A 26,739-nucleotide genomic window follows, 5' to 3' on the forward strand; every position below is an offset into this window, starting at 1 on the left:
CACTGTTCTTTTAGTGTATCTATATCCACGGCAAAGATAATGCAAGTTGGGAGCAGCATAAAATGAGCTGTTTCATTTTTATGCCGAGATGCAGCTTATCTTGTCTTTGGCAAAGATAAAGATTAAATGTGAATTACAAATAAATTTGCAACTGCTTTCAGTTTGCACTATCTTTGTCCGATAAATCTAATACGCGTAAATAATGAAAAAGACGATTTTATTTGCCTGTCTGTTGGCGGGAGGAGTGATGGCTGCTGTAGCACAAGAACCTTTAATACGTCCCGCAGAAGGCAAAACCCTGCTGGAACGTGTCACGAAAGAGGGCAAATCCATTGCTTCCAGCAGTATGAACCTCCAGTTCTATACTTCGGCGGCAGCCTACCTTACCGACGGGAAGCTGGATGAGGCGGCTTTCAAGATCAATGCCGTACGTCTGGAGATATTGGGCTCTTTCGGCAAAGATTTCTCTTACCATTTCCGTCAGTCTTTCAATAAATACAGTAATCCGCATGTGCTTGATAAACTGTCATCTTCCGTGGAATGTGCGCTTGTCAACTGGAAAATGAACAGGCGTTTCAAACTGACTGTGGGTAAGCAGGCACTTCAGTTGGGCGGCTATGAATATTGGGTGAACTCCATCAAGGTGCGTGAATTCAGTGATTTCAATAATAACATAGCTTGTTATCAGGCAGGGGTGAATGGGGCTGTCAGCTTGTCGCCGACCCAGCAGTTGAACTTCCAGGTCGTGAATAACCGCGGCGGTGATGAGGATGAGACTTTTCTGTACGGCCGTCCGGAAGAGGTGGGCAAGGTTCGTGTACCTATGCTCTCCACTGCCAATTGGGACGGCTATTTCTTTGACCGTGGGCTGAATCTCCGCTATTCGGTATCGTGGGGGCAGTTGGCGGATAAGCGGAACATCCTCTATCTCACAGCCGGTAATGTTTGGGAGAAAGGCCCGGTGTTGGCTTATGTGGATTTCATGTATTCCCGTGAAGGGCTGGACAGTAAAGGGCTGGTCAGTGAGCTTTCCGCCAGCCGTCCGGAAGGTGGTGTTACGGCTCAGCACGTCTCTTATTTCGCTACGATAGCCAATTTTGACTATCGCGTTCATAGGCATTGGAACCTGTATGTCAAGGGTGCGTACGAAACGGGAAGTGTTTACAAGGCAAACGGCTTTTATGAGAAAGGCCTTTACCGCCGCACCTGGAATGTGCAGGCATGTGCTGAATATTTTCCTATGGAGAACAGTGAGCTGCTTATCTTCCTTCATCTCCTGTATAAGAACCATGGCCTGACGCAACGTGCAAAGGCGTTGGGAGCAGATGACTACAGTTCCCAACGCATTTCGTTGGGACTGGTTTATACGATACCGGTATTTTAGTCTCTCGTTTGTCCGTTTCCCTCGATAATCCACTTGTACGTGGTGATTTCTTCCAGTGCCATCGGACCGCGTGCGTGTAATTTTTGGGTGCTGATGCCTATCTCGGCACCTAGTCCGAACTGGGCGCCGTCAGTGAATGAAGTCGGTGCATTGACATAGACGCATGCGGCATCCACTTCACGGCAGAACAGTTCGCCGCGTGCATGGTCTTCCGTAATGATGCATTCGCTATGCTTGGAGCTGTATTTCCGGATGTGTGCCATCGCTTCTTGCATGGACGTCACTGTCTTGACAGCCATCTTGTAGTCCAAGAATTCTTTACCGTAGCATTCTTCAGTGGCAGGTTGCAATAATCCGGCGGGATATTTGCCTTGCAGGGCCATATAGGCCGGACGGTCGGCATAGATTACCACATTATTCTGATGTAACGGTTGGCACAGGCCGGGCAGATCGGCCAGGCGGCCAAGATCGATGATGAGGCAATCCAGCGCATTGCAGACACTGACACGGCGCGTCTTGGCATTGTTGATGATGGCAGCTCCCATCGTTGCGTCGCCATAGTGGTCGAAGAAAGCATGGCATACGCCGGCTCCTGTCTCGATGACCGGAATGGTGGCGTTCCGGCGTACGAAGTTGATCAGCCCGCTACTGCCGCGCGGTATTATCAGGTCCACATAGCCGTTGGCGTGCAGCAGCTCGGCTGTCGCCTCACGGTCTGCAGGAAGCAGTTCTACGATGTGGGTGTCTATATTGAAATGTTCCAGCACTCCATGTATGATACTGACGATGGCACGGTTGGAATAGTCTGCATCGCTTCCACCTTTCAGAATGCAGGCGTTGCCGCTTTTGAGGCAGAGTGAGAATACATCAAAACTGACGTTGGGACGGGCTTCGTAGATGATGCCGATTACTCCGAAAGGCACGCTGACTCTCTTTATCTTCAGTCCGTTGGGGAGTATATTCTGTTTCAGAATCCGTCCCAAGGGTGAGGGGAGGGAGGCTACGTTGCGGATATCTGCGGCAATGTCTCGCAAGCGGGCTTCTGTCAGTTTCAGACGGTCATATTTCGGGTCGGCAGGATTCATGCGTTCCAGGTCTTTCCGGTTTTCGTCCAGGATAAAGGCCGTGTGCTGTATGGCTGCATCCGCGATAGCCAGTAATATATGGTTGATTTCTTTGTCGCTCAGGGCCAGTAGCTTGCGGCTTGCATTCTGTACGGCAGCAAAAGTCTCATGTAAGTTCATTTCTTTATTTCAGATAAGCGATGGTTCTGTGTACAAAGTACAACTGATAATGTTTGTTTATTGGGATCTTTTTATTCTATGTATAAATAGTCATAGTGTACCACCGGTCTTTTGCCGTGTTTTCCCATTGCCTCACGCGCCTGTCCGGAATTGCAGTCCGCTTTTCCTATCCCGACGGGATTGCCTTCGGAGTCGACGATTCGCACGATATCGTCCTTTTCAAACTCACCCACTACGGCTGTGATGCCTATCGGGAGAATGCTGGCGGCTTTGTCGGAGGACAGTATTTGCGTGGCACAGTCATTGATGTGGAGTTCCCCCTTGGCAAACCCCTCGCTGTGTGCAATCCATTTTTTTACGCTTGACACCGGTTCTGATGAGGGGATGAAGCGGGTGTAGGGGACGTCTTCATTCTTGATTATATCAACGAGGATATTGTCCCGTTTACCATTGGCTATGATGACGGTGATACCTTCGTCGGCAACTTTGCGGGCAATGCTTGTCTTGGTCAGCATCCCTCCTCTTCCGAAACTTGACTTGGTCGTCTGGATGTAGGAGGACAGGTCTCTGCCTTGTCCTATCTCCCGGATTACTTGTGAAGAAGGGTCGGCAGGAGGCCCGTTGTAGATTCCGTCTATATTGCTCAGGATAATCAGTGCCTGGGCATCCATCATGGAAGCTATCAGCCCTGAAAGCTCATCATTGTCCGTAAACATCAGTTCACTTACTGAGATTGTGTCATTCTCATTGACAATGGGGATAACCCCGTTTTCCAGCATGACGGTCATGCAGTTTTTCTGGTTGAGGTAATGGCGGCGGGTACTGAAGTTTTCTTTCATCGTGAGCACTTGCCCTACGGGGATGCCGTGCTCTCGGAACAATTCGTAATACCGGTTGATAAGTTTTGCCTGTCCCACGGCAGAAAACAGCTGGCGCTGATCTACGCTGTCCAGCTTTTTGCCGGGATGTATCTCGCTTCTCCCCGAAGCTACGGCTCCGGAGGAGACGAGTATGATTTCTATGCCTGCTTTATGCAGTTCAGCTATCTGATCTACAAGTGCAGACATGCGCGTGACGTCCAATGTTCCGTCACGGCGTGTCAAGACATTGCTGCCTATCTTGACAGCGACTCTTGTAAATAGTTGTTTCATATTTGTGATAGGCCTTCAGGCTGTTTTTAATCTCCATCTTTGTTTTTTTCGCGTTCGCGGACCACCTCCATCGCAGCTTCATAATCTTCTTCTCTGACGAGAACGGCAATGTCAATTGCGGTGGGGGGCAATACAATATTTACCAATAGGCTGTCTTTGGTCATGGAGTCGATGTTGTTGCTCGCAAGTTGGGTTTTTACCAGTTCGGCTTCCCACGGTGCCCCTTTGAATACTTCAACGAGTTTACTTTTGTCTTCTGCTTTCATAATGGTATGAATTTAGAGGTTTTGTCTGACAAATATAGCGTTAAGTTTTGAAATGGCTGTTATACTTATCAATATTTATCGGATAATATTTCTATTCTGTTTTCAGAAAAAGCGCATCTGCGCTTCTGGTCTCTTCTATGTATTAACAATTGTAAAGGTAAAGAAGTTTTCGCTTTTCCGCTTTTTATTTGGATAAATTCAGCGGGAATGGAAGGTAGATTCTCGCAAAAATGATGGATTGTCGGAGAATGTAAAAGATAAGCTTGAGTGAGGATGTGCGTGTCTTTACTTACTGACATAGATATCCCGTGTCCTGCGAGTTAATGGAAAAGTTCTGGGAAACAGCTAGAAAAACTTTTTAGTACTGGCTCTAAAGTCTGTAGGAGTTAAGAGAAATCTCTGTTCGCGCACTGTGAATACATATCCGCAGCCTTAGAACATATATCCGCACGTTGCGAATACATATCCGCAAGCTTAGAATAAAGTATCAGACCTTCCCTGCAATCGGGGCGGATTGAGTCGCTGATCCGGTGAAAAGGCTGTATCGGTAAAATGTGCCAGGAGAGGTGTTTCAGAACTCAAATTTTGAAACGATGAACTTATGATTTGAGCATATATTAAAAGGCTAAAGAAAGGCAGGTGTCTCAAAATAAAGATTTAGAACACAACTAACACGAATTACACAACCCCTGCTTTTTAATGACTCCTGATAGTCAGCGATTATCAGATTCGCTTTTTTTTGCGTAATTTGTGTAATTTGCGTTCTTTTATCAGTTTTGACACACCTCCCTTTTAAGTGTTATAGTTATAATCTGTAACTTTGGAGAGTGGCCATTTTAGTTTTGACATACTCTCTTTGGGCGATTCCGGTGATATCCGCAATTCCGGTCGCAGGCTTAAAACTCCAGTGAGATCCGTTCTACTTTAATGGCTTCGTTCAAGAAAGTGGAGGCCGATTCTATGAATTTATCCTCTGCTTCCGTGGTACGATATACACATCTTCCTCCTTTGGTGCATTTTTTATCCATCTCCGGATGGCGTTGGAGATAATCTTTGAGGCTTTTTGCAACGAACTCTCCCTGGGCAACGGTTGTAATGCCTGAAGGCATATATTGCCGGATTTTAGGCAATAATATCGGATAATGTGTGCAGCCCAGAATAACGGTATCTATCTGGTTGTCCTTGGCAAGTAGCTCATCAATGTATTTACGGATAAAATAGTCCGTTCCGTCTCCCCGGGCTTCGTTGTTCTCTACGAGCGGTACCCACAACGGACAGGCTTCTCCGCTGACTTTGATGTCGGGAAACAGCTTATGTACTTCCAGCGGATAGGATTGGGATTTGATGGTTCCGGCAGTGGCCAGGACACCGATATGGCGGCTTTGGGTGATGTTTCCTATACACTCTACAGTGGGGCGGATGACTCCGAGTACGCGGCGCATCGGGTCGAGGCGCGGGAGGTCGTTGATCTGTATGCTTCGCAATGCCTTGGCCGAAGCTGTGTTGCATGCCAGAATGACAAGGTGGCAACCCATCTCGAACAGTTTGGTGACTGCCTGCAGAGTGAACTCATAGACTATTTCGAAAGAGCGGGTACCGTATGGGGTACGGGCATTGTCTCCCAAATAGATGTAATCGTATTCGGGAAGTGTTTCGCGTATTTTGCTTAAGATAGTCAAGCCGCCATAACCGGAATCGAATACGCCGATAGGGCCGGGGGTAGAGGGTAACATCTGTTTCATACTTTTCAAGAATTATCTGCTTTACAAAGATAGTGTAAAATTTTGATTAAGTAGGTCGGGTAACTGTGACTTTCCTTTTTAAGGATAAGGCACCGGTAAACAATAAGGAGGCGCAAGTCTACACCTGCGCCTCCTTATTGTCTTTTTGTTGGCTTGTTACTTAATGCCCAACTGTGTCTTGACCTTAGCGGTTACATCAATGCTCTGTGCACCGACGAAAGGTATCGGAGTGCGGGCCAAGTCGAAAATATAAACTACACCTTCTGCTTTGCCTACGGCTTGAATCGCTTCATCCAACTTCTTGTAGATAGGAGCCATGGCATCTTGCTGTGCCTTCTGCATGGCCTGGTAAGCTTCTTGTTGGAATGCTTCCTGGCGTTGTGCCATTTCCTGCAGGTCTTTCTGGCGTCTTTCTGCTATGTTTTTCGGCAGAGAGTCAGCTTGTGCCAGGAATTCTTGATATTTCTTCTGGAATTCTGCCTGACCGGTTTCCATTTCTTTCTGATATTGCTTTGACAAAGCGTCCAGGTCTGCCTGTGCCTTTGTAAATTCAGGCATAACGGAAATAACGTCTTGAGAATTCATGTGACCGAATTTAGCTTGCGCCATAACCCCCAGGGGGAGGACAAACATAACTACGAGTAGTGCGATTTTTTTAAGCATAATGTTTATTATTTATTTGAATGATTATTTGTTGTATCGTTGCAAAGATAGTGTAAACCGGGAGTTATACAAAATATGCTTGCTTTTAATGCCGGATACAGCCTGTATTTGCTTGGCAAATGTATGAAATTAATTTGAATATCCTAATTTAGCAAGCACTTCATTGCTGACGTCAATGCTTGGAGTGGCAAAAATGACGCTTGACGCAGAGGCTCTGTCAACCACAACTGCATATCCTTTTTGAGTGGCAATTTCCTTGACGGCATTGTATATCTCGTCTTGGATAGGCTTCATCAGACTCTCACGCTTTTTGTACAATTCGCCTTCGGGGCCGAAATATTGACGGCGCAGGTCGGCTGCCGATTTCTCTTTTGCCACGATAGCCTCTTCTCTTTTGCCTCTTTGTTCTTCTGAAAGAGTGGCTATCTTGGACTGGTATTCCTTATACATAGTCTTGGCCTCTTCGGAGATTTTTTCAACTTCGCTTTGCCATACTTGAGAGGATTGGGCCAATTGTTCGTTGGCACGTTCGTAAGCCGGGATGTTTTTCAGGATATATTCCATGTCAATCAAGGCAAACTTTTGCGCATTTGCTGTCATACCTGCGGTAAGCAGCAGCAACATTAATAAAATACTCTTTCTCATAACGTCTGGTTTTTAAGTTATCACTAATTGCCAATTTCCAATTGTCAACAGCTTAGAATTCTTGTCCTAAGATAAAGTGGAACTGGCTGCCACCATATTGTTTAGAACCAAATACTTTGTCGAAACCATAGGCCCAGTCGATACCCATCATACCGATCATCGGAAGGAAGATGCGGACACCGACACCGGCTGAACGCTTCAAGTCAAACGGATTGAACTTGTTTACGTCTTGCCAGGCATTACCGGCTTCAACGAAAGTCAACGCATAAATACTGGTACTTGTTTCCAGCATCAGCGGATATCTCAATTCCAGTCCGAGACGGGTATAGGCATAACCCTCATATCCGTAAGGAGTCAATGAACTATTTTCATAACCGCGAAGGGCGACACTTTCAGTTGCGTAGCTGGAGTAACCTGTCATACCGTCACCGCCCACGTCGAAGGTTTCAAACGGAGACTTCTTGTACTTGTTATAATGTCCCAGCAAGCCGAATTCTACACGGCCCATAATTACCGGAGTACGTTTTACCGTCAGCGGATCCATCAACGGGATATAGATTTTGGATTTGAATTTCCATTTGTGGTATTCAATCCATTTATGCATCTTGTTCATGTCATCCTGGTTGCTGGTGCTGTACTTGCTGTAGTCTGTGCCGTCAAACAAAGAGTAAGGAGGCGTTAACTGTGCAGAAAGTGAGAACTCGGAACCTTGGCGCGGGTAAATCGGGTTGTCAATAGAACTGCGGGACAAAGTCAGGTTCAGACTCAGATTGTTACACTTGCCGTTCGTAACGGGGAAGTATTGCCAATCGTTGAGGATATAGCGTTGGTAGGACAACTCTGCTGTAAACTGGAAGTAGTCATCCGGCCATTTCAAACGCTTACCGAACATGACTGCGAGACCGAACATCTGGATGGATTTGTCGGGGTCATAATAGTTCTCGTAGTTATTATAGTTGCCATAGTTATACATACCATAACCGTACATGCCGCTGTAATAGCTGTTGTAGTAGTTATTCATGTATGCTGAGTTGTAATAACGGCTACTGATGTCTGTCTGGCGAGAGTAGAAAGCCGATACGGAGAATGCGTTCGGACGTTTACCGCCAAACCACGGGTCATAGAATGAAACGCTGTAAGACTGGTAATACTTGGCATTGGTCTGGCCGCTGATGGTCAATGTCTGACCGTCGCCTTGCGGCAGAATTCCACGATAGTTCTCACCCGGATGCAGCAGGTTGGCAAGGGAGAAGTTGGTAAACTTCAAGCTCAACTTACCGATGATACCCGTTTGTCCCCAACCGGCGGAAAACTCTACCTGGTCGTTGGCTTTGGAAACAAGGTCATAACCGATATCTACTGTACCGTCTTCCGGTCTGGGTTGGATGTCGGGGGTAATTTGTTCCGGGTCAAAGTGCCCCATCTGCTGAATTTCACGCATGGAACGCATCAAGTCCTCGCGGCTGAACAACTCGCCCGGGCGGGTACGAAGTTCACGGCGCACTACATTCTCATACAGGCGGTCATTACCGTTGATGCTGATTTTATTGATGGTAGCCTGGCGGCCTTCAAAGATACGCATTTCAAGGTCGATGGAATCACCGACAATATTAACCTCTACCGGTTCGAGGCTATAGAATAGATAACCGTTGTTATAGTACAGGTTACCGATGGCATCCTCGTCGCTCATGGTACGTTCTTCCAGCAACTTCTGGTTATAGACGTCTCCCTTCTTCATGCGGAGCATAAAGTTCAGTTGTTCGGAAGGATATAGGGTATTACCTACCCATGTAACGTTACGGAGGTAATATTTCTGCCCTTCGTCTATTTTCATGAAGATGTCAACTGTACGGTCATCGTAAGGCTTGATGCTGTCTTCCACAATCATGGCATCACGGTAACCCAGTTCATTGTATTTATCGATAATCAGCTGCTTGTCTGCTTCATAGTTCTCTTCGATGAATTTCTTTGTACGGAACAGATTAACCAGCTTGTTCTTTTCGTTAGTTTTCTTCATCACGCGTTTCAGCTTCTTGGTGGCCAGCGCCTCGTTGCCTACAATGGTGATCTGGTGTACTTTCACTTTCTCCTTCTTGTCAATGTCGATGTTGACAATCACTTCGTTCTTCTTGTCGGGATCGTCTCTTTGAGTGATGATGATTTCTGCATTCTTGAAACCTTTGTCGTCAAAGTAACGTTTGATCAATGTCTTGGCACGGTCCACCATGTTTGGGGTTATCTGGCCGCCTTTTATCATGCCGATTTTACTCTCCAGGTCTTCGCGTTCGGACTTCTTCACACCGCTATAGTGGATGTCGGATACACGGGGACGCATGGTCAAGTGAATCGTCAGCCAGATTTTGTCACCTTCAATCTTGTCAGCTGTAATTTCGACGTCTGAGAAAAGCCCGTGACGCCAATAGCGCTTACAGGCTTGTGTGATTTCTTCACCCGGCACAGTAATTGTCTGCCCTTTGGACAACCCGGATAATCCAATAATTACATAGTCCTCATAGTTTGGAGCTCCTTCAACCTTTATGTCTGCGATGTCATACTTCTTGGGAGTTCCCGAGTAAAGGATAACCGGTTTTTCGGTTTCATCAGCGTTGTTTGAGTCCTGCGCTGCAGTTGTCAGTACGCAACCGAAAAGGCAGATAAATGCTACGAATATGGAGAAAATACGATAGTGCATCTTTTTATTTACTATTTTACAATTTACTATTTACTATATTGTGTGCCTGTTAACTGATTTGTTCACTGGTCTTGCCAAACCTGCGTTCACGTTTCTGATAGTCGCAAATGGCTTTGCAAAGTTCTTCTTCCCGAAAATCGGGCCAATAAGTGTCACAGAAGTAAAGCTCTGAATAAGCCGCCTGCCAAAGCAGATAATTGCTGAGACGGATTTCTCCTCCGGTACGTATCAGGAGATCCGGGTCTGGCATGAAGTTCGTCGTCAAATGCTGTGAAATCAGTTCACTATTAATCTGGTCAGGGGTTAACTTCCCTTGCTGTACCAAAATTGCTATTTGGCGGGAGGCTTCTGTTATTTCCCAATGCGACGAATAGCTGAGTGCCAGTACCAGACACATGCCCGTGTTCTGTGAAGTGTGTTCCATGCAGGTGTTTAATCGTTGCTGGACATTCACAGGCAGTTTCTCTATATCGCCGATCACCCGGAAACTTATGTTGTTCTTCATGAAAGTTTCTTCTTCGATAGAGTCGAAGAGAAGTCCCATCAAAGCTGCTACCTCATCCGAAGGACGGTTCCAGTTTTCGGTAGAGAACGTGTATAAAGTCAGATACTTGACTCCCAGTCTTGCAGCTTCTTCTGCGATAATATGTACGGTTTCGGCACCGGCTTGATGTCCATAGCTACGTTCGTGTCCACGTTGCTTGGCCCACCGCCCGTTACCGTCCATGATAATGGCCACATGCTGGGGTATCCGGTTTAAATCAATTTCTTCTTTATATAGCATCTTTTTAGTTGTTACCAATTACTGCTCTTCAAAGCCTAACCTGTTAAGACGGCCACGCCATACTTTGTTTTCTGTGTTTTTACCACCGAATATGATCCAGATGAAGTTATTCTCATCAATACTGATGGAATAAGGAGCTGTATTGTCCTTGAATTCTTCCGGCAATAAGAATTTTTTCGTTGTCTTTTGCCAGGATATTCCGGTTATAGAGGAATATATTGCATTGAGCTTGTCTCCGAAGCAGTAGAACAGGCCACCATAATGCATGACAAAAGGATTGTTCATCTCCGGACAATAGGCATCGTATGATGTAGAGGACATCTCTTCCCAATCACTTCCATTCATGGAGAACCACATGAGGGTTTGTTTTTCTCCGCTTGTTCTTGGAGTACCTACCGCTATTGCCTGCATGATTCCGTTGGTCGTCAGGAAATCACTGGTGTATATATTGTCCATGGGGAAGTTGTCGGGCACTTTGGCAAGCGTAATTTCGCCGTTGTTGTTTCTCTCTGCTTCCCAGTTGACTCCGTCTTTACTGATGTTGAAGTAGTTTATACCTTCGATTTCAACGATACCTGTCAGAATACCGGGGAAAGCCGCCATTACCGCTTTGACCTTGACGTCTTTGTTCAACTCTGTGGCATTTTGCCAGGTGTTGCCGTCTTCGGAGCGATATACCTCATTGTCTTCCGTGACAAGATAGAGGGTCTCCTTCTTGTCGGCATTCGTTGTCTTGAAATTTACAATGGAATTCAGTTTCGCTTTCCCGGGAAGCTTGACGTTTACTGTTTCCCACCGGGTATTTCCCGGGGCGGTGGAAGTTTTGTAAGCAGTGGTGTAGGATGTATAAATCCATAATTCTTCGGTGCTCTGGCTCTTTAAAGTTACCGCTTTCTGATTGCCGGAAATTGCTGTGTTGCTGAATGGCGTCATCTCTTTCCATACCAGAGAATCCGGGTCTTGCAGATGCACTCTGATTTCCAGCGTATATTTACGGGTAGTCACACCGTCTGCGGCATGAATGGTAAATTCCATTCCGCCATTGTTTTTGTTCATGGCAGGAAGTAGATTCACGGAATCAGCCATATTAAATAATGTATCTGTAGGCGAACCGGAAGTAATCCAACCGTTGACCGAGAAGGTATCGATCAATATACGGTCGATTATTGTATCTGAACCCACAGGTAACGAATCCTTGTTGAAGATGCGTCTGTTCAGCTGGTCTATTGAAAATTTGTAATGTTTGCCATGTATGGTATCGATACCGAAAGCATGTACTGTTGCGTCTGAACTGTATTCATAATTATCGTCAGAGTCGAGACATGAACTTACGGCTATTGACACAATAAGAAAACTCACAATTACAGATAAAAACTTTATTCTCATTTGAAAGTTAGTGTTTATTTACAAGTTGCAAAAATAGGAACATTTTTTTCTATAAACAGCTTTACCGGCAAGTTTTATATAAAATTATAGATAATATGCCTCATTTTCTCGATAAAAAAGCCAAAAAATGAGGCTATTGGCTGTTTCTTACGGCTGTGTAATGGCGAAAGTGCCTGCCGAAAGATTGTTCGGTCACGTAAGGAATTTTATTGCTGATTTCAGGTGATTTAACACCGGAGTGAAGCAGGTTGGGGGCTTCTTCCACAAAAATTTCATCCCACATGCCGGCGTCAATGAAGGATTGCAGCAGTATGCTGCCACCCTCCACCAGTAGTGATTGGATTCCGCGTTTGTATAGCGTTTCCATAATTTGTGGCAGGATATCCCGTTGATAATCTATGGGCAGATATTCTACGTTTGGTAACGGTTTGTGGGGCATCTCTGTAAATACAAGAGTAGGCACGCTGCCGTCAAACAGATGGAGGGAGGCCGGCAGAGACTGCTTTTTGTCCAGGACAATGCGTACGGGAGACTTTCCGGACCAATGGCGTATGTTTAGGCTGGGATTGTCCAGCCAAGCGGTATGTGTGCCGACCATAATGGCCTTGTGTTCCGCCCGTTTCTTGTGTACCAACATGGCTGTGAGTGGGCTGGACAGCACTACCGGGCTTCCGTTGGTGCGGTTGAGGTCGATGTATTTGTCTGCTGATTCCGCCCATTTTAGGGTAATGTAGGGACGTTGCAATGTGTGGAAAGTGATGAATCTGCGGATAAGTGACTTGCATTCTTCCTCCAATACTCCTACAATGACTTCCCGGCCTGCGTCTTTCAACTTTTGTATGCCTCGGCCTGCTACCTTGGAGAAGGGGTCCCGGCAACCGATGACAATGCGGGGGATTTGTTTCTCTATAATCAAATCTGCGCAAGGAGGAGTCTTGCCATAATGGGAACAAGGTTCCAGACTTACATAGATGGTAGATTTCTTCAAAAGTGCCGGCTCTTTTACGGAACGGATGGCATTGACCTCGGCATGAGCTTCTCCACAACGTATATGATATCCCTCGCCGATAATCTTGCCGTCACAAACAATGACTGCTCCTACCATGGGATTGGGGGCGGCATTGCATAAACCGTTTTGCGCCAGCTGGATGCATCTCCTCATGTATTTTTCTTCTGTATTCATTTCCTTATTTCTTTTTTCTTGCCGTTTTACATCTCCGAAACTTTTTGCTACTTTTGCAGCCCGAATTTATATGTATGAACCTTACAATCCGACATATCCGTACTGAACTGGAACGATGTTATTCCGCGCAGGAAGCAGCTTGTCTCTCACGCATTGTTTGTTGTGAGATGTTGGGGCAGAGCACTGTTGATTATTATCTGGGCAAAGATATAATTTTATCTTCAAAAGAAGAACAGGAATTGGAGGGCATTCTTTCCCGTTTGCGTGATTTTGAACCGATACAGTATGTGCAGGGCGGCGTAAACTTTATGGGGCATAGGTTCAGAGTTGCTCCCGGAGTGCTGATACCCCGTCCGGAGACAGAAGAGTTGGTGGAAATCATGCTGAAGGAAATACCTGCGGAGGCCCGTATCCTTGACGTTGGTACAGGAAGCGGGTGCATTGCGGTTTCTTTGTCGAAGGGGTTGCCGGATGCCCGGGTGGTAGCTTGGGATGTGTCCGAAGAAGCGCTTGCCATAGCCCGTGGAAACAATGAAGCTTTACAGGCTTCCGTACGGTTCGCTTTATGCAATGTCCTTACTTGCCGACCTTCCCGGGAAGACCGCTATGATGTAATCGTCAGTAATCCTCCTTATGTCTTGGAAAAGGAAAGGAGAGAGATGGAACGGAATGTGCTGGATTGGGAACCTTCTTTGGCTTTGTTCGTTCCTGATACGGATCCGCTCCGTTTTTATCGCCGCATTGCAGAGCTTGGGCGGGAAATGCTGGTGGCGGGCGGCAGACTTTATTTTGAAATTAACCGGGCGTTTGGGGAGGCGACTGTAGCCATGCTTTGTGAACAAGGTTATGCGAATGCCCGTATCCTAAAAGATATTTCCGGCAATGACCGGTTTGTACTTGCAGAACGATGATTGAGATTACTGAAACAGAAGCCTTGAACCGGGTAGCGGCTTATTGTGCCGCATCCGAGCATTGCCGGGCAGAAATCGCTGAAAAATTGCAGCGTTGGGGAATAGACTATACGGCTATAGACCGTATCCTGAAACATTTGGAAAAAGAAAAGTATATTGATGAGGAACGCTTTTGCCGTGCTTTCATTCGTGACAAATACCGTTTTGCGAAATGGGGAAAGATGAAAATAGGGCAGGCGCTGCAATTGAAGAAGATACCTTCTGCCGTTTATGCCTCTTACCTTAATGAAATAGATGAGGAGGAATATCTTTCTATCTTGCGTGATCTGCTGGCTTCGAAACGGAAGAGTGTCCGTGCAGGGAACGAATTTGAATTGAATGGGAAATTGATACGTTTTGCATTGAGCCGTGGCTTTGAAATGAAGGATATACGTCATTGCATGGATGTTTCTGATGAAAATGAGTACCCGGAATGAAAAATTATCGGTATTCTTTTTCCTAATCTCGTTCTCTTTCCGTACTTTTGCAGCATAATTATATAATAGTTAGTTTGCTATGAAAACTTTGGAAAGATTGTTTGCTGAGAAGTTACTCAAGATTAAAGCGATTAAACTACAACCGGCCAACCCTTTTACTTGGGCATCTGGCTGGAAATCCCCGTTTTATTGTGATAATCGTAAAACCCTTTCTTATCCTTCTCTCCGTAATTTTGTAAAAATAGAGATTACGCGTCTGATTCTGGAACGTTTCGGACAGGTAGATGCTATTGCCGGCGTGGCAACAGGTGCCATTCCGCAGGGAGCTTTGGTAGCCGATGCATTGAACCTGCCGTTTGTATATGTACGCTCCACTCCGAAAGACCATGGGTTGGAGAATTTGATTGAAGGTGAACTTCGTCCCGGCATGAAAGTAGTAGTTGTAGAAGATTTGATTTCTACGGGCGGAAGCAGCTTGAAGGCTGTAGAGGCGATTCGTCGTGACGGATGTGAAGTTATCGGTATGGTTGCCGCTTATACTTACGGTTTCCCTATTGCTGAAAAAGCATTCAAGGATGCCAAGGTGCCTTTGGTTACATTGACTAATTATGAGGCAGTTATGGAAGTTGCGTTACGTACCGGTTACATCGAAGAAGAAGATGTGGATACGTTGAACGAGTGGCGTAAGGATCCGGCACATTGGGAGTCTGGGAAATAAGATTTGTTTTAAATGATATAAGTTTGACGAAAGAGCCATTCGGATAGATTCTGTCCGGATAGTTCTTTTTGTCTTTTAATACGATTGGATTATGACGAAATTTGAAAGTGGAGTGAAAGTTATACAGTCTCCCCAAACGGCTGTTTATGAAAAACTTTCTGACTTGAACAATCTGGAAAAGGTGAAAGACCGCTTGCCGGAAGATAAAGTGAAGAACTTGAGCTTTGATGCCGAAAGTATGACTATAGAAGTGGCTCCCGTGGGGAAAATCACCTTACAGATTGTGGAGAAGGAACCTTGTAAGTGCATCAAGTTTGCAACGACCACTTCACCGTTGCCGTTCAACTTATGGATTCAGATCGTGCCTGTCACCGATGCGGAATGCAAGATGAAGCTGACTATCGGCATGGATTTGAATCCGTTTATGAAAACTATGGTACAGAAACCTCTGCAGGAAGGATTGGAGAAGATGGCGGATGTGTTGGCTATGATACAATATTAATCACTAATTACTAAATAACGTGGCTCAGAAACTTTGGGAGAAATCCGTTCAGGTAAACAAGGATATTGAACGTTTTACGGTAGGACGTGACCGTGAGATGGACCTTTACTTGGCGAAGCATGACGTGCTAGGCTCTATGGCTCATATTACTATGCTTGAGAGCATCAGTCTGTTGACAAAAGATGAATTAGAACAGTTGCTTGCCGAGTTGAAGAATATTTATACCGCTGCCGAGCGTGGTGAGTTTGTCATAGAAGAAGGGGTGGAAGATGTGCACTCGCAGGTGGAACTGATGCTGACACGCAAACTTGGTGATGTCGGTAAGAAAATCCATAGCGGACGTTCGCGCAATGACCAGGTGTTGCTTGACTTGAAACTTTTCACACGTACACAGATCAAGGAGATTGCGGAAGCTGTTGAGCAATTATTTCATGTACTTGTCATGCAGAGTGAACGCTATAGGAATGTCCTGATGCCGGGATATACCCATTTGCAAATTGCTATGCCTTCTTCATTCGGACTTTGGTTTGGGGCTTATGCGGAGGGACTTGTGGACGATATGTTGTTTTTGCAGGCGGCCTTCAAGATGTGTAACCGTAATCCGTTGGGGTCTGCGGCGGGTTATGGCTCTTCTTTCCCGTTGAACCGTACCATGACTACCAGACTCTTGGGCTTTGACTCTTTGAACTATAATGTGGTATATGCCCAGATGGGGCGTGGCAAGATGGAGCGTAATGTAGCCTTTGCTTTGGCAAGTATTGCCGGAACCATTTCCAAGCTGGCTTTCGATGCTTGTATGTTCAATAGTCAGAACTTTGGTTTTGTGAAATTACCGGATGATTGCACTACAGGTTCCAGCATTATGCCGCATAAGAAGAATCCGGATGTATTTGAGTTGACGCGTGCCAAATGCAACAAGTTGCAGTCTTTGCCGCAGCAGATTATGATGATAGCCAATAATCTGCCTTCCGGTTATTTCCGTGATCTGCAGATTATAAAGGAAGTGTTCCTCCCTGCTTTTCAGGAGTTGAAAGATTGCCTGCGGATGACTACCTACATCATGAATGAAATCAAAGTGAATGAACATATTCTAGATGATGACAAGTATCTGTTTATCTTCAGTGTGGAAGAGGTGAATCGTCTGGCACGTGAAGGAATGCCTTTCCGGGATGCTTATAAAAAGGTTGGACTTGACATTGAGGCCGGGCATTTCTCACATGGCAAGGAAGTACACCATACCCATGAAGGCAGTATCGGGAATCTTTGCAATGACGAAATTTCTGCATTGATGCAGCAGGTAGTGGATGGCTTCAACTTTCATGGAATGGAAGTTGCCGAAAAAGAATTACTGGGACGATAACTGTAAAGAGTTCAAGTCCCGCTTCGGATACAATACTTTTTGAAGGAAATATTTGGTGGGAACGGGAAAACTATTTATCTTTGCACCCGTTCTCCAAAATACCTGCGGAAATAGCTCAGTTGGTAGAGCATAACCTTGCCAAGGTTAGGGTCGCGAGTTCGAGTCTCGTTTTCCGCTCTCCTTCATAGGATGCTCGAATGGTGGAATGGTAGACACGAAGGACTTAAAATCCTTTGGCCATTGCGGCTGTGCGGGTTCAAGTCCCGCTTCGAGTACTTGATTAAGCTCTGTGAATCATTGATTTACGGAGCTTTTTCTTTATAGTTGTCAGAAAAGCTTAGGACGCTTGTTGTTGAAACGATAGCCGATACCCAACATCAAGTAGTTAGGCTCATGGAAATCACACAGATTATACCCGATGTGGAGATACGAGTTGCGTGATACGTCTATCTTGAGGGCCAGTATCTGGTAGAAAGATTTCATGTCACCTCCACCGTGCAGAACATTGGCGCCAAAGCCGATTCCTACCGTAAAATAAGGCATGACGAACTCTCCGCGTGCAGAAAGGCCAAGTGCCATTTGTTTACCGATGGACGGGGTATGGAATTCATCCACGTTATATTTCCTGCAGATATTGGCACTTCCGTCATATACTCCGTCCAAAGATACACCTGCACGGAATTTGTATCCGAAGTTGTACATAGGTGCAAAATTGAAACCGAATACCGAGTAAGTGCCGGGAGCCGGTACTTGTCCTCCGGAAACGTCCACGGCTTTTTTGCGCCAAGAGCCGAATAGGGTCAAGTCATAGCTGACATGGCGGGGGAAGGCCGGGACGAGCGGACGTTGCCATGACTTGGCGAGCTCATCGGCTTTCCGGTTGAAATTATATACCAGTCCCACTTTGCAATCGATTGTGTTCAGACCGGAATTGGGATACCGGGTATTGCCGTTCGAGAAGTGGCTGCCGGTAGCACCTACCGTCAAATCAAACATGGGGGAAAGCGCCCAGTTTAGATAAAGGTTGGCATTGAGATAGGCATTGGTGCCGGAACCGATAATCTTATTGTTGAAGTTCTCTGCGGGGTCATAACTCTTCCATCCGAATGAGACTCCAAAGTTCCATTCATAGTTGAGTGACAAACGTGGGGAAAATCTGGCGATACTTCCGCCCTGGAACAGGTAGAGCGCGGTAGGAGTTCCCACCTCCGGGCGATTGCCAAAGTCAAAATACCCCAGTCCTATGCCTTGGTAGGCACCTATATATGCTTGGTCGGCTGCAGTATGCGGGCGGAGTTGAAATGAATATTTCAGATGACCGGCATAGGCACCTTTCATTCTCTTCATGTAATAGTTGTCCCCTTTCAGGAAGGGGTTAGTCGGAAAGATATAGCCAGCCCGGCCTTCTATTCCTATTCTGTGAATATACTTCTCGCTCCATTTTTGCGCATATGCGCTATCAGACAGAAAGAACATCACTGTTAGGAAAGCTACAATCTTCCAAGCCTGCTTTTTATTTTCCATATGCCGTGTCCGTCTTCATTGTTTTATTAATATTGGGGATAAAGTCTAAATTCCTCGCAAATATAAGTTTTTTATCCATTGGGTCTGTATAAAAAATCTATATTTGCAATGTTAATAGTCAATATGGAGGCACGTTGCTCTGATGCCTTTTTCCGTGTATTGGGTATCTGCCGAACGAAGCGAAGCATCCCCTCTTCCATGACAAAAGAGAGAGGATGCTTCGCTTCATTCTATCTGAAGAGTAATCGTGGCGCTCAGCGGCGGCACTTTACTTCTCGTCGTTCTTCCTGATTTCTACACGGCGGATTTTTCCGCTGATGGTTTTGGGAAGTTCATCTACAAATTCAATGACACGCGGATATTTATAAGGTGCGGTTACTTTCTTCACATGATTTTGTAACTCCTTGATCAGGCCCTCTCCCGCACGTTCCTTATAGTCTTTAGCCAGTACAATGGTAGCTTTTACCACCTGGCCGCGGATCTCGTCCGGTACTCCGGTGATGGCACACTCCACGACAGCCGGGTGGGTCATCAAGGCACTTTCTACTTCGAACGGGCCGATGCGGTAACCGCTGCTCTTGATGACGTCATCCGCACGGCCTACAAACCAGAGGTAACCATCTTCGTCTTTCCAAGCCACGTCACCGGTGTAATAGATGCCGTCGTGCCATGCTTCGTGGGTACGGTTGGCGTCACGGTAGTATTCTTTGAACAATCCCAGTGGCTTGCCCTTGTCCGTACGGATTACGATTTGTCCTTGTTCACCTGCTTCAACGGAACGCCCGTCATAGTCTATCAAGTCAACATCGTATTGCGGGTTAGGCAACCCCATGCTGCCCGGTTTGGGTTCCATCCAGGGCATGGTAGCAACGGTGAGGGTCGTTTCGGTTTGTCCGAAACCTTCCATCAACTTGATGCCTGTCAGTTTTTTGAAGGTTTCGAATACGGCGGGATTCAGTGCCTCTCCGGCAATGGTACAATATTTCAGGGAAGAAAGGTTGTACTTTGTCAGGTCCTCGTGGATAAGAAAACGGAATATGGTTGGCGGTGCGCAGAGGGAAGTGACGTGATAATCCTGTATTTTCTCCAGTATATCGGCGGGGGTGAACTTCTCATGGTCGTACACGAATACATTGGCGCCTGCAATCCATTGACCGTAAAGTTTTCCCCATACGGCTTTTCCCCAGCCGGTATCGGCGATGGTGAGGTGCAGGCTCTCTTCTGTCAGATTATGCCAGAAACTGCCCGTGACGATATGTCCCAATGGATAAGTAAAGTCATGGGCCACCATTTTCGGTTCACCGGTAGTTCCGCTGGTGAAATACATCAGGGAGATGTCATCGTTGGTGTTCGGCTGTTCCGGTTTGACAAAAGGAGCGGCAGTCCCGATTCCTTTATGGAAGTCCTCGAATCCTTCGGCTATTTCCGGGCCTACGCTGACAAGTTTCCGGACGGTGGGTGATTCCGGCATGGCAGCCGTGATATGGTCGGTAATGACACTCTCGCCTGCACAGACAATCATCTTGATGTCGGCGGCGTTACAGCGGTACACGATGTCTTTCTTGGTCAGCAGATGAGTAGCGGGAATCACTACTGCGCCCAATTTGTGTAATGCGACAATGCTGAACCAGAATTCGAAACGGCGCTTCAGTATCAGCATCACCATGTCTCCGCGACCGATGCCGAGGCTCTGAAAATAGGATGCCGTCATATCGGTATATCGTTTCATGTCCGCAAATGTGAATTGCCGGTGCTCGCCTTTGTCATTGGTCCATAACAAGGCGGGTTTGTCCGGTTCTGCTTCTGCCCATGCATCTACTACATCGTAGCCGAAGTTGAAATTCTCCGGTACATTTATCTTGAAGTTTTTGATAAAGTCCTCTTGGGATGTAAAGGACGTTTGTGATAAGAATCTTTCTACCATAACTCTGTTTGGGTTGTATTTACATAATGATGGCGAGGAAGCGTACTGTCTTTCCGTCCATCGCTTTCATTCCATGCGGCAGTTTGGAGTTGAAGTACAAGCTGTCTCCTTCATTTAAGATTAAGTCTTTGCCGTCTATGCTGATCATCATGCGGCCCTCGAGCACGAGGTTGAATTCCTGTCCGGCATGGCTGTTGTAGTGTATCGGCTCGTTGTCCGGTTTCGGCTCGACGGTTACGATGAACGGGTCGGCGGTGCGGTTGATGAAACCGGCGGCAAGTGATTGGTATTTATACGCTTTGGTACGTTCGATGCTTGTTCCTTTGCCTGCGCGTGTCAGGAAGTAAGAACTCATTTTCGGTTCCTCGCCGAACATCAGTGCGTCCAATGAAATGCCATAGTGGCGTCCTATCTTCTGCAACATACTGACGGAGATGTCGAATTCTCCGGTTTCGGCAAGACGGTATTCTTCGGCGGAGATGTCGCAGTCGCGGGCGATGTCTTCGGCCGTGAGTTCCAGGACGTCACGCAATCCGCGCAGACGTTCGGCTATTTGTCTAATCTGTTCATCCATAATTTATATGTATATATTAGTATCATTGATGCCCATTGGGTATTCAAGTTCAATCGCCTGTTTTATCAGACACTTTTCTTTATCGCTTTGATTACGGCGGAAGTGAATCCTTCATGTTCAAGCTCGTTGATTCCCTTGATGGTGATGCCGCCGGGGGTACATACCTTGTCAACCTCAACACTGGGGTGCGTGTCATTGTTCAGTATCAGTTCGGCGGCGCCTTTAACGGATTGTGCCACCATGCGCATGCCGTCTTTAGGGCAGATGCCCAGCTCGATGCCTGCCTGCATGGCTGCCTGGATGTATTTCAGCACGTATGCTATGCCACAGGAAGTCATGGAGGTGGCGGCAGCGAATTTCTCTTCGGGAATCAGCATGGCAAGTCCCATCTGGTTAAAGATATCCAGCAGCAGTGACTCCTGTTCTTTGCTTGCGTTGCGGCTGGCGATGAGCGTCATGCTTTCCAGCTCGCTGATAGCCGTGTTGGGAATCAGACGGAACATGGTCATTTCTTTGTCGGCCACGTAATGCGCCAATTCTTCGAAGGGGATGCCGGCTGCCACGGAGACCAGTATCTGCTTGCTTTTCAGTTTCAGCTCTTTTACAACAGGTTTCATCAGCCAGGGCTTTACGGAAAAGATAATCATGTCTGCGCCGGTAACGGCTTCCTGGTTATCGTTTGTCACCTGTAAAGCGGGGAATTCCTTTTGCAATTCATCCAGTTTTCCCTGTGAAGGGTTGGAGACAATGATATCACTGGCGGGGATAATCGTTCCTTTTGCCAGCCCGCGGGCGATGGAACCGCCCATGTTTCCTGCACCGATAATAGCTATTCTCATGTCTTCTTGTGGTTAAAAGATTCATTGATAGGCAAAGGTAGATAATTTTTCCACAAAAAACGACCGAAAGAGAAAGGGATTATTCTTTTCGGTCGTTTCTTTTGCTGGCTGATTATTTCCTCAAATATTAAAGTACTTTCTGAAAACGTTCCAAGAATGTGTCTGCTTCCCCCATGCTGAGGCAGAGGGGCGGCAATAAGCGGAGCACATTTGTGCCGCTGACACCGGTGAACACGTGCTGTTCCTTCAGCAGTTTCAGGCGTAGTTCTTTGATGGGTTCCCCGAATTCCAGGCCGATCATCAGTCCTCGTCCGCGGACGTCTTTGATTTGCGGGAACTTTTTCAGTTCTGTCATCAAGAAGTCACCTACTTGCGCCGCGTTCTCTACCAAGTCTTCCTGCTCTATCACGTCCAGCACGGCAAGGGCGGCACTGCAGGCGAGGTGATTTCCGCCGAAGGTAGTTCCGAGCTGTCCATATACAGGGGTAAACATCGGGCTGATCAGTACGCCTGCCATCGGGAAGCCGTTGGCTATCCCCTTGGCTACGGTGATGATGTCAGCTTTGATGCCGTTGTACTGATGGGCGAAGAACTTGCCGCTGCGTCCGTAGCCGCTTTGGATTTCATCGAGAATCAAGACGGTGTTATGTTCCGTACAAGTCTGGCGGAGAGCCTGCATGAATTCGTCTGTCGGCAGTTGGATGCCGCCTACACCTTGTATGCCTTCGATAATCACTGCGCAGACATCGCCTTTGGCCAACTCAGCCTTCATGGCTTCGATGTCGTTCAGAGGCAGATAGGTTACATGACCGCAGTCATTGATAGGCGCGATGATTTTAGGATTGTTGGTCACTTCTACCGCCAGTGAAGTACGTCCGTGGAAAGCTTTGGAGAAAGATATGACCCGTGTCCGTCCGTTGTAGAATGAGGACAGTTTCAGAGCGTTTTCGTTGGCTTCCGCACCGCTGTTGATAAGGAACAGCGAGTAGTCATCATAGCCGCATGCCTTTCCCAGCCGCTCCGCCACCTGTTGTTGCAGCTTGTTGATGACCGAGTTGGAATAGAATCCCAACGTGGCTACTTGTTTGCTTATCATCTCTACATAATGCGGATGTGCATGCCCGATGGAGATGACGGCATGCCCTCCATAAAGGTCGAGGTACTCCGTACCGTTCTCGTCCCATACGTGGCAGCCTTTTCCTTTGACGATGTTGATGTCAAAGAGAGGATATACGTCGAATAAATTCATCTTTCGTTCTTCTTTAAAAGGCCGACGGCTTCAGCTTGAGGCCTACAGTCTCTTCCAGGTTAAACATTAAGTTCATGTTGTGGACGGCCTGTCCGCTGGCACCCTTCAGCAGGTTGTCGATGCAGGAAATGATGAGCAGCTTGTCGCCGTGCTTTTCCAGGTGGATGAGGCACTTGTTGGTGTTCACCACTTGCTTCAGGTCGATGTTCTTCTCCACGATGTGGGTAAAGGAATCTTTGGCATAGTATTCTTCGTACATGTGGATGATTTCTTCCAAAGCCACTTTGGTCTTTACTACAATGGTGGTGAAGATGCCGCGCGGGAAGTCGCCGCGGTAGGGGATGAAGTCGATGTCCGCGTCGAAGCTGTTCTGCAGCTGTTTGAGCGATTGCTTGATTTCGGGCACATGCTGGTGCTCAAAAGCTTTATATACGCTCATGTTGTTGTTGCGCCAACTGAAGTGGCTCGTGGCACCCGGTTTCACTCCGGCACCCGTACTTCCGGTGATGGCGTTCACCATGATGTCATCGTTCAGCATCAGATGTTTGGCGAGCGGCAGCAGGCCCAGTTGTATGCAGGTGGCGAAGCAGCCCGGATTGGCTACATGCTTGGCTTTACAAGTGGCACGGCGGTTCAGTTCCGGCAGGCCGTAGATGAAGTCGTGTTCGGGCGAGGCTATGCGGTAGTCCATGGAGAGATCGATGATTCTCAGTTCCTCGGGCACGTTGTGGCTTTCGAGGAACTTCTTCGTGTCACCATGTGCCGTACAGAAAAAGAGTACGTCGATTTCTTCCAGCGGGAGCTGGTCGGTAAATACCAAGTCTGTTTCGCCGTACAGTCCTTCGTGTACGTCGGTTATTTTGTTGCCGGCGTTGCTTGAGCTGTTTATGAATACGATTTCCGCTTCCGGATGGTTGAGCAGCAGACGTATCAGTTCGCCTGCCGTGTATCCGGCTCCGCCGATGATTCCTACTTTAATCATATGCCCTCCTTCTCGTCTTTGTGGTTTGAATAATAAGCGCGCAGCGCTGTGGAGGTTACTTTGATGAAGCCCTTGGCGTCTTCTGCCGTCCATCCTTTCTGCATCTCACCGTATTCGCCGAACTTGTTTTTCACAAGGTCGTCCTTGCTTTCTACACCTACGGTAGAGAAGCAGAGCGGGTGGAGTTCGAGGATAGCCGTACCGTTCACGTTGCGTTGCGAGGATTCCAGCATGGCTTCGATGTCACGCATTACCGGTTCCAGATATTGGCTTTCGTGCAGGAACATGCCGTACCAGTTGGCTACCTGGTCCTTCCAGTATTGCTGCCATTTGCTCAAGGTATATTTCTCCAGGAACTTGTGTGCGCCGATAATCAGCATGGGTGCGGCAGCTTCGAAGCCTACACGGCCTTTGATACCGATAATCGTGTCGCCTACGTGCATGTCGCGGCCGATACCGTATGCCGCACCAATCTCTTCTACCTTCTGGATGGCTTTGATGGGGTCGTCGAATGTCTCGTCGTTCACGGCTTTCAGCTCGCCTTTTTCAAAAGTGAGGCGCAACTGCTCGCTGCCCTCTTTGGTGCAGTGTTTCAGGTAAGCGCTTTCGGGCAATCCTTGCGCGGAATCCAGAATCTCGCCACCGCAGATGGAGGTACCCCACAGACCCACGTTATAGGAGTATTTCAGTTTGGTGAAGTCGGCGGCAAAGCCGTGTTTATTCAAATAGTCTATTTCTTCTTGACGGCTCAGTGCCATGTCGCGTGTCAGCGTGATGATTTCCACGCCCGGAGCCATGACGAGGAAAGTCATGTCGAAACGAATCTGGTCGTTACCCGCGCCCGTAGAACCGTGGGCAATGGCGTCTGCGCCGATTTCGTTGGCATAACGTGCGATGGCCAATGCCTGGAAGATACGTTCGGAACTTACAGAGATAGGATAGGTGCCGTTACGCAGCACGTTGCCGAATACCATATATTTCAAGCTCTTCTCGTAATATTCCTGCGTCACGTCAATCGTGACATATTCTTTGGCACCCAGCTTGTAGGCATTCTCCTCGTTAGTCTTCAACTGTTCGGGGCTGAAACCGCCAGTATTGGCACAAGCTGCATATACTTCGTATCCTTTTTCTTTGGCAAGATACATGACCGTGAATGAGGTATCCAAACCGCCGCTGAATGCGACTACCACTTTTTTCTTCTTTTCCATATCCTTATATTTTTATATTTTATCTTCTTCGTGCAGCTTCGGGTCGTAAAGCATTGCCGTGCAGATGCAGAATTTACGGTTCTTGGCTACCAATATATCGTGGTTGATACAGCCTTCGCAACCTTTCCAGAACGATTCGTCATCGGTCAGTTCGTTGAAGGTGACGGGCACGTATCCCAGCTCGGTATTCATTTTCATGACGGCAGCTCCACTGGTGAGACTGAAAACTTTGGCATTGGGCCAGCGTAGGCGTGCCAGGCGGAAAGAGGCGGTCTTGATACGTTTCGCCAGTCCCAGGCCCCGGTATTTGGGGTGCACTATCAGACCGGAGGTTGCTACATATTGCTTGTTGCCCCAGCTCTCTATGTAGGTGAAACCTGCAAAATCGTCTCCACACAAGGCTATGATGGCCTTTCCCTCTCTCATTTTAGTAGCTACGTATTCGTGTGTGCGTTCTGCGATGCCCGTTCCGCGTACCTTGGCAGCTTCCCGGATGGTATCCAAAATCTTGTCCACGTAAACTTCATGTGAGGCATCAGCCACCATCACATCAATTTGTTTCGAATCCATTTCTCTGTTCAATTAATATTTTTCTTTCTTCTTTATTTAATGTTCGGAATGATCTGTGACAGAAAAGCACGCACTTCTTCGTGGGATGCCGCTTCGTGCACCACCAGCATGATGGTGTCGTCTCCGGCAATCGTGCCCAGGATGACGGGGCATTCGCGGTTGTCGATGTCATAAGCCATGCTGCTGGCATAGCCGGGACGGGTACGGATGACGGCGATGTTGCCCGAAAATTGAAGTGAAACGAATCCGCTGGTCATCAGCATCTCACTGGCACTTTGGTCGTTGGAACGCTTGTACATGATGTTGTTCGGCAATACATATACATATTTCCCGTTCATGTTGGCTGCTTTGGCAACCTTCAGTTGTTTCAAGTCGCGCGACAGGGTGGCTTGTGTCAGTTCAAAGCCTTCTTTCTCCAAAGCCTGCAGCAATTCTTCCTGGGAACTGATGTCTTTGCTTGAGATAATCATCTTGATGGCGTCTAACCGATTGGCTTTTTTCTTCATGTTTCTGTATAATTATTCTAAGAATGGCGCAAAAGTAGGGATAATTTTGGAAAGAATATGCAGAAATCATGGAATTTTTATTCTTTTTATACTATGGACTATTTGAGTGCCCCCGGAGATTTATTCCCGTTGCTAAGCGGACTAATGTTTTCCTTGCTAAAAACTAATCGTCCGACAATTGTTGCATCATCATCCGACGGCTGTTGAATTATCGTCCGACAACTGTCGGACGAAAAGAAAACAACTATGGGACGAT

General features: G+C 47.0%; 26 protein-coding genes and 2 tRNA genes. 9 read left to right on the forward strand and 19 right to left on the reverse strand.

All coding sequences use genetic code 11. From position 1 onward, the window contains the following. Positions 1-202: 202 nt before the first annotated feature. Positions 203-1,384, forward strand: coding sequence for a porin (locus HMPREF9446_RS14870; protein WP_009126550.1), 1,182 nt, complete (start codon positions 203-205; stop codon positions 1,382-1,384). On the opposite strand, the gene HMPREF9446_RS14875 is transcribed toward HMPREF9446_RS14870, so the two are convergent. From HMPREF9446_RS14875 to ribD, 10 genes are all read right to left on the reverse strand, one after another. Next, positions 1,381-2,628, reverse strand: a complete 1,248-nt coding sequence (locus HMPREF9446_RS14875) for a glutamate-5-semialdehyde dehydrogenase (RefSeq protein ID WP_009126551.1) — start codon at positions 2,626-2,628, stop codon at positions 1,381-1,383. The two genes, HMPREF9446_RS14870 and HMPREF9446_RS14875, sit on opposite strands and share 4 nt — an antisense overlap. Before the next feature lie 71 nt (positions 2,629-2,699). Beyond that, entirely contained in the window at positions 2,700-3,779 is a 1,080-nt protein-coding gene (proB, locus tag HMPREF9446_RS14880) for a glutamate 5-kinase (protein ID WP_009126552.1), read from the reverse strand. Between the two features lie 26 nt (positions 3,780-3,805). Further along, a complete protein-coding gene (locus HMPREF9446_RS14885) occupies positions 3,806-4,045 on the reverse strand; it encodes a DUF2007-related protein (RefSeq protein ID WP_009126553.1) in 240 nt (79 codons plus the stop codon). An 896-nt stretch (positions 4,046-4,941) separates the two neighbouring features. Beyond that, complete coding sequence (murI, locus tag HMPREF9446_RS14890; RefSeq protein ID WP_009126554.1) at positions 4,942-5,787, reverse strand: glutamate racemase; 846 nt, start codon at positions 5,785-5,787, stop codon at positions 4,942-4,944. Between the two features lie 156 nt (positions 5,788-5,943). Next, positions 5,944-6,450 carry an OmpH/Skp family outer membrane protein gene (locus tag HMPREF9446_RS14895; RefSeq protein ID WP_009126555.1) on the reverse strand — a complete coding sequence of 169 codons (507 nt, stop codon included), beginning with the start codon at positions 6,448-6,450 and terminating at the stop codon, positions 5,944-5,946. A gap of 129 nt (positions 6,451-6,579) precedes the next feature. After that, positions 6,580-7,095 (reverse strand): OmpH/Skp family outer membrane protein, encoded by a 516-nt coding sequence (locus HMPREF9446_RS14900; RefSeq protein ID WP_009126557.1) that lies wholly within the window; start codon positions 7,093-7,095, stop codon positions 6,580-6,582. Between the two features lie 52 nt (positions 7,096-7,147). Next, on the reverse strand, positions 7,148-9,787 hold the full coding sequence (gene bamA / locus HMPREF9446_RS14905; RefSeq protein WP_009126558.1) for an outer membrane protein assembly factor BamA: 2,640 nt from the start codon (positions 9,785-9,787) through the stop codon (positions 7,148-7,150). 49 nt (positions 9,788-9,836) lie between these two features. Further along, positions 9,837-10,571 carry an isoprenyl transferase gene (locus HMPREF9446_RS14910; RefSeq protein WP_009126559.1) on the reverse strand — a complete coding sequence of 245 codons (735 nt, stop codon included), beginning with the start codon at positions 10,569-10,571 and terminating at the stop codon, positions 9,837-9,839. 18 nt (positions 10,572-10,589) lie between these two features. After that, a complete protein-coding gene (locus tag HMPREF9446_RS14915; RefSeq protein WP_009126560.1) occupies positions 10,590-11,957 on the reverse strand; it encodes a DUF6242 domain-containing protein in 1,368 nt (455 codons plus the stop codon). 133 nt (positions 11,958-12,090) lie between these two features. Then, positions 12,091-13,140: a bifunctional diaminohydroxyphosphoribosylaminopyrimidine deaminase/5-amino-6-(5-phosphoribosylamino)uracil reductase RibD gene (gene ribD / locus HMPREF9446_RS14920; protein ID WP_009126561.1), complete on the reverse strand. Its 1,050-nt coding sequence runs from the start codon at positions 13,138-13,140 to the stop codon at positions 12,091-12,093. A gap of 74 nt (positions 13,141-13,214) precedes the next feature. Here ribD and prmC point away from each other — a divergent pair, with 74 nt between their 5' ends. From prmC to HMPREF9446_RS14955, 7 genes are all read left to right on the forward strand, one after another. Beyond that, positions 13,215-14,051, forward strand: a complete 837-nt coding sequence (prmC, locus tag HMPREF9446_RS14925; protein ID WP_039969715.1) for a peptide chain release factor N(5)-glutamine methyltransferase — start codon at positions 13,215-13,217, stop codon at positions 14,049-14,051. Beyond that, entirely contained in the window at positions 14,048-14,527 is a 480-nt protein-coding gene (locus HMPREF9446_RS14930; protein ID WP_009126564.1) for a regulatory protein RecX, read from the forward strand. Before prmC ends, HMPREF9446_RS14930 begins: the two co-directional genes overlap by 4 nt. Before the next feature lie 79 nt (positions 14,528-14,606). Next, on the forward strand, positions 14,607-15,245 hold the full coding sequence (gene pyrE / locus HMPREF9446_RS14935; RefSeq protein WP_009126565.1) for an orotate phosphoribosyltransferase: 639 nt from the start codon (positions 14,607-14,609) through the stop codon (positions 15,243-15,245). A 91-nt stretch (positions 15,246-15,336) separates the two neighbouring features. After that, a complete protein-coding gene (locus HMPREF9446_RS14940; protein WP_009126566.1) occupies positions 15,337-15,747 on the forward strand; it encodes an SRPBCC family protein in 411 nt (136 codons plus the stop codon). A 19-nt stretch (positions 15,748-15,766) separates the two neighbouring features. Further along, positions 15,767-17,107: an argininosuccinate lyase gene (argH, locus tag HMPREF9446_RS14945; RefSeq protein WP_009126567.1), complete on the forward strand. Its 1,341-nt coding sequence runs from the start codon at positions 15,767-15,769 to the stop codon at positions 17,105-17,107. 104 nt (positions 17,108-17,211) lie between these two features. Next, positions 17,212-17,284, forward strand: a tRNA-Gly gene (locus HMPREF9446_RS14950). A gap of 14 nt (positions 17,285-17,298) precedes the next feature. Next, positions 17,299-17,382, forward strand: a tRNA-Leu gene (locus HMPREF9446_RS14955). A 52-nt stretch (positions 17,383-17,434) separates the two neighbouring features. Here HMPREF9446_RS14955 and HMPREF9446_RS14960 read toward each other — a convergent pair. Beyond that, positions 17,435-18,631 carry an acyloxyacyl hydrolase gene (locus HMPREF9446_RS14960; RefSeq protein WP_009126568.1) on the reverse strand — a complete coding sequence of 399 codons (1,197 nt, stop codon included), beginning with the start codon at positions 18,629-18,631 and terminating at the stop codon, positions 17,435-17,437. 108 nt (positions 18,632-18,739) lie between these two features. Between HMPREF9446_RS14960 and HMPREF9446_RS18795 the strand changes: the two genes are divergently transcribed. Beyond that, on the forward strand, positions 18,740-18,922 hold the full coding sequence (locus HMPREF9446_RS18795; protein WP_148345833.1) for a hypothetical protein: 183 nt from the start codon (positions 18,740-18,742) through the stop codon (positions 18,920-18,922). Here the strand turns inward: HMPREF9446_RS18795 and HMPREF9446_RS14965 are convergent. The 8 genes from HMPREF9446_RS14965 to argR all read right to left on the reverse strand — a co-directional run bounded on the left by HMPREF9446_RS14965 (position 18,900) and on the right by argR (position 26,483). Continuing rightward, a complete protein-coding gene (locus HMPREF9446_RS14965) occupies positions 18,900-20,555 on the reverse strand; it encodes an AMP-binding protein (RefSeq protein ID WP_009126569.1) in 1,656 nt (551 codons plus the stop codon). The genes HMPREF9446_RS18795 and HMPREF9446_RS14965 overlap by 23 nt on opposite strands. 19 nt (positions 20,556-20,574) lie before the next feature. Beyond that, positions 20,575-21,129 (reverse strand): helix-turn-helix domain-containing protein, encoded by a 555-nt coding sequence (locus HMPREF9446_RS14970; RefSeq protein ID WP_009126570.1) that lies wholly within the window; start codon positions 21,127-21,129, stop codon positions 20,575-20,577. A 65-nt stretch (positions 21,130-21,194) separates the two neighbouring features. Further along, positions 21,195-21,968 carry a pyrroline-5-carboxylate reductase gene (gene proC, locus HMPREF9446_RS14975; protein WP_009126571.1) on the reverse strand — a complete coding sequence of 258 codons (774 nt, stop codon included), beginning with the start codon at positions 21,966-21,968 and terminating at the stop codon, positions 21,195-21,197. Between the two features lie 127 nt (positions 21,969-22,095). Continuing rightward, entirely contained in the window at positions 22,096-23,217 is a 1,122-nt protein-coding gene (locus HMPREF9446_RS14980) for an aspartate aminotransferase family protein (protein ID WP_009126572.1), read from the reverse strand. 13 nt (positions 23,218-23,230) lie between these two features. Next, on the reverse strand, positions 23,231-24,199 hold the full coding sequence (gene argC, locus HMPREF9446_RS14985) for an N-acetyl-gamma-glutamyl-phosphate reductase (protein WP_009126573.1): 969 nt from the start codon (positions 24,197-24,199) through the stop codon (positions 23,231-23,233). After that, on the reverse strand, positions 24,196-25,407 hold the full coding sequence (locus HMPREF9446_RS14990) for an argininosuccinate synthase (RefSeq protein ID WP_009126574.1): 1,212 nt from the start codon (positions 25,405-25,407) through the stop codon (positions 24,196-24,198). The genes argC and HMPREF9446_RS14990 overlap by 4 nt, the downstream gene beginning before the upstream one ends. Positions 25,408-25,419: 12 nt before the next feature. Further along, positions 25,420-25,977 carry a GNAT family N-acetyltransferase gene (locus HMPREF9446_RS14995; RefSeq protein ID WP_009126575.1) on the reverse strand — a complete coding sequence of 186 codons (558 nt, stop codon included), beginning with the start codon at positions 25,975-25,977 and terminating at the stop codon, positions 25,420-25,422. Between the two features lie 32 nt (positions 25,978-26,009). After that, on the reverse strand, positions 26,010-26,483 hold the full coding sequence (gene argR / locus HMPREF9446_RS15000) for an arginine repressor (protein ID WP_009126576.1): 474 nt from the start codon (positions 26,481-26,483) through the stop codon (positions 26,010-26,012). Positions 26,484-26,739 lie beyond the last annotated feature (256 nt).

Source organism: Bacteroides fluxus YIT 12057, assembly GCF_000195635.1.
GTDB lineage: Bacteria > Bacteroidota > Bacteroidia > Bacteroidales > Bacteroidaceae > Bacteroides > Bacteroides fluxus.